This is a genomic window from Kocuria sp. CNJ-770 (assembly GCF_001942375.1).
In the GTDB taxonomy this organism is placed as follows: domain Bacteria; phylum Actinomycetota; class Actinomycetes; order Actinomycetales; family Micrococcaceae; genus Kocuria; species Kocuria oceani.
The window spans coordinates 11,482-13,981 of sequence record NZ_MKJW01000126.1 but is presented as its reverse complement, the minus strand read 5'-3'; the positions used below and the strand labels follow the sequence as shown (position 1 = coordinate 13,981).

General features: G+C 69.7%; 2 protein-coding genes and 1 pseudogene. 1 reads left to right on the top strand and 2 read right to left on the bottom strand.

What is annotated here, in order from left to right; all coding sequences use genetic code 11:
- The first annotated feature begins 530 nt into the window (after positions 1-530).
- The gene (locus BJF77_RS15455; protein WP_075872731.1) at positions 531-761 is read left to right on the top strand and encodes a hypothetical protein; all 231 of its coding nucleotides are present in this window, start codon (positions 531-533) and stop codon (positions 759-761) included.
- A 290-nt stretch (positions 762-1,051) separates the two neighbouring features.
- Here BJF77_RS15455 and BJF77_RS15450 read toward each other — a convergent pair whose 3' ends face one another.
- Complete coding sequence (locus BJF77_RS15450; protein ID WP_075872727.1) at positions 1,052-1,831, bottom strand: hypothetical protein; 780 nt, start codon at positions 1,829-1,831, stop codon at positions 1,052-1,054.
- A 427-nt stretch (positions 1,832-2,258) separates the two neighbouring features.
- Positions 2,259-2,500: pseudogene (locus BJF77_RS20635) on the bottom strand (carboxylate--amine ligase); the annotation flags it as partial.

The following is a 2,500-nucleotide window of genomic DNA, read 5'->3' as shown; positions in this document are numbered from 1 at the left end:
CCCGGTCATGCCGTCGGTGGCCTCAGCGGCTGGGGAGGATTCCGCCACCTCGCCCTCGGTGATGTCCTCGACCTCGGTGCCCGTTTCCTCGGTGCCGCAACTGGCCAGGCCGAGCCCGGCCGCGGTGAGCAGACCGGCGAGGGCCATGCGGGTGGTGTGTCGGTGACGGGTGATCATCGGGTGCCTCCTGATGGTGGATGTGGCCCACCCCGGAGGCGGTGTCCGCGGTGACCTCGGCTCGTGCCCTTCGACCCTAAGCACGCTGTTAGTCGCGGGGCAAGGCGTGCTGTCGCTCTTTCGCGGGCTACTGGTTGGTCGTGATCGCATCGTTATCGCCGCCGTTGCCGGTGGATGTTCCTACTGGTCAGCGTGGAGTCTGTTGCGGAAGTGTGGGTGACAGACATACACGGCCCCCCAGGGATGTGATCTGTTGATTCCTCCCCGAGCGAGTCTCTGGCGTGGGTGGGGCCACGCGTGATCGGCATGTCAGGTACGTCAATACGTCCGAGATGTTCAGAAAGGCGCACATCATGGCCAATGAGCCCCAGAGTCCCGTGAAGGACCCCCACGACGATCTGATCTCCGTCCTGGAAGCCTCCCTGCAGGCAGTGTGGAAGATGGAGACCTACGCCAGTGACGCCGAAGCGGCCGGGGACACCGAGCTGGCGGAATGGTTTCGCAAGATCCAGGAGAACAACCGCACCGCCGGCGAGCAGGGCAAGCGCATGCTCGCCCAGCGCCTGCAGAACCAGGGCGGCTGAGCACACCACCCTGCTCCGCGGCGTACCTCTTACGGGGCCACCGCCGAACAGGGTGCCGCGATCAGAGGCTCCCACCCCGCGGGGTGGGAGCCTCTGGCGCACCACTGCCCCGCACGGCAGGTCGTGCGGTGCCGCCGGCCCCACCCCGGTGCCCTGCACGGCAGGTCCTGTCCACGGCCGCCAAGGGGTGGTCATCAAAGCGAGGGCCGCGGTGCATCCGGCAAGGATGCGCCGCGGCCCTCGGGTTAGTCCCGAGTGATGTGCTCACCCGGAGTGGGTCATCGGTGTGCTCAGCGGTTGCCCGCGGCCCGTCGGCGGGCGATGAGGGCGGATCCGGCCACGGCGAGCACACCGGCTGCGGCCACGGCGTACCCGGCGGTGTTGCCGGTGGCCCCGGCCTGCTGGGTCACGCCGGTGTCAGCGCCGCCGTCGGGCATCGTGCCCATCTGCGAGGCGCTCAGGGTGCCGCAAGCGGCCGGCAGGGTCGCGGCCAGCGGCAGGTCGGGGTTGAGCGAGCTCTGCTTCTCGGCGGCCGCGGCCGGCAGCAGGGTCGGGTCCACACCGTGGACCACGACCGAGGCGGTGCCGTTCTTGATCGCCTCGGCCGCCTCGGGGCTGACCTCGAAGGTCCGCTCGTAGGTGTAGGCCGATCCGCCCGGGAAGCGCTCCACGGCCAGACCGGAGTCCGGGCTGGTGTCACCCTCGGTGGTCAGGGAGGTGCCGATCATCCCGTAGAAGGGCTGGCCCTCCGGGGTGGAGACCACTCCGTCGCCGTCGGTGTCGGCGTCGGGTCCCGGGCACACGCCCTGGGCGCCGATGTGGAAGTGCTGGGCGTGCGGGAACGGCCCGTCCATGAACGTCTCGGCCGCCCCGGAGACATCGATCGTCACGGTGGCCTCGGTGCCGTGCAGGTCCACCATGGCCTGCCCGGTGGTGCCCGAGCCGTTGAGGGTGTTCAGGGTGGTCTGGAAGGACCAGGAGTCCTCCGCGTGGGCCGCAGCCGGAGCCGCGGCCATGGACAGGGCGCCCAGGGCGAGGGCGGGAGCGGCGAAAAGCATCTTCTTGTGCATCTGAGGTGTCCTCTCGAGGGGGTGGGGGTCACTCGTGCCGTTTACGACTGTACAGACAGTGAGCTGTCGATCAAGGGCGACCAAGCGGTAACTTATGGGTGTTTGCACAGGTCAGAGCGCATATTGGGTATCACGAGATGGCCGCCTCTCCCGTCTCGGCAACTCGCGGGGACCGTGGCGCCGGCAGGTGCGTGCACTCATGGTTCGGCGCCGGCGGCCGTGCGGATGGGTGGCCCGGGACGATTTCTGCCGCACCGGGCACTACGCGGCAGGGTCCGGTGAGCCGGTGGTGGCAGATCAGCACCTGTTCCAGGTGTCCGGTGCGGGGTGGTGTGCTCTGCGGCGGCACCGGCGGTGCGCGGTGCACCACCGCGGTCAGGTCCTGCACCCGGGGGTTACCGAGGGCGGTGGCCCGGGGGTGGTCCCCTCAGGGCGTGGCCGGCAGGGCCGCGTGCAGGATGGTGCTCAGATTGTTCTCCGTGCGGCATGCCTGACGCTGCCGGTGGGCGCCGGTACCCTCCTGCAGGATGCTGGTGAGCACGGGCTCCACCGTCTCGTGCTCGGCGTGCTCGGTGAGCACCGGGTGCAGGTGGGCCAGCAGGTGGGCCACGACATCGCCGGCCGGGGCCGGGGTGCCGGTGTGGGGATTGATGAGCTCACTTTGCACCC

Excerpts from the sequence above, each read along its gene's own strand:
- BJF77_RS15455 (WP_075872731.1), top strand. The coding sequence starts at position 531 with ATGGCCAATGAGCCCCAGAGTCCCGTGAAGGACCCCCACGACGATCTG.
- BJF77_RS15450 (WP_075872727.1), bottom strand. The coding sequence starts at position 1,831 with ATGCACAAGAAGATGCTTTTCGCCGCTCCCGCCCTCGCCCTGGGCGCC.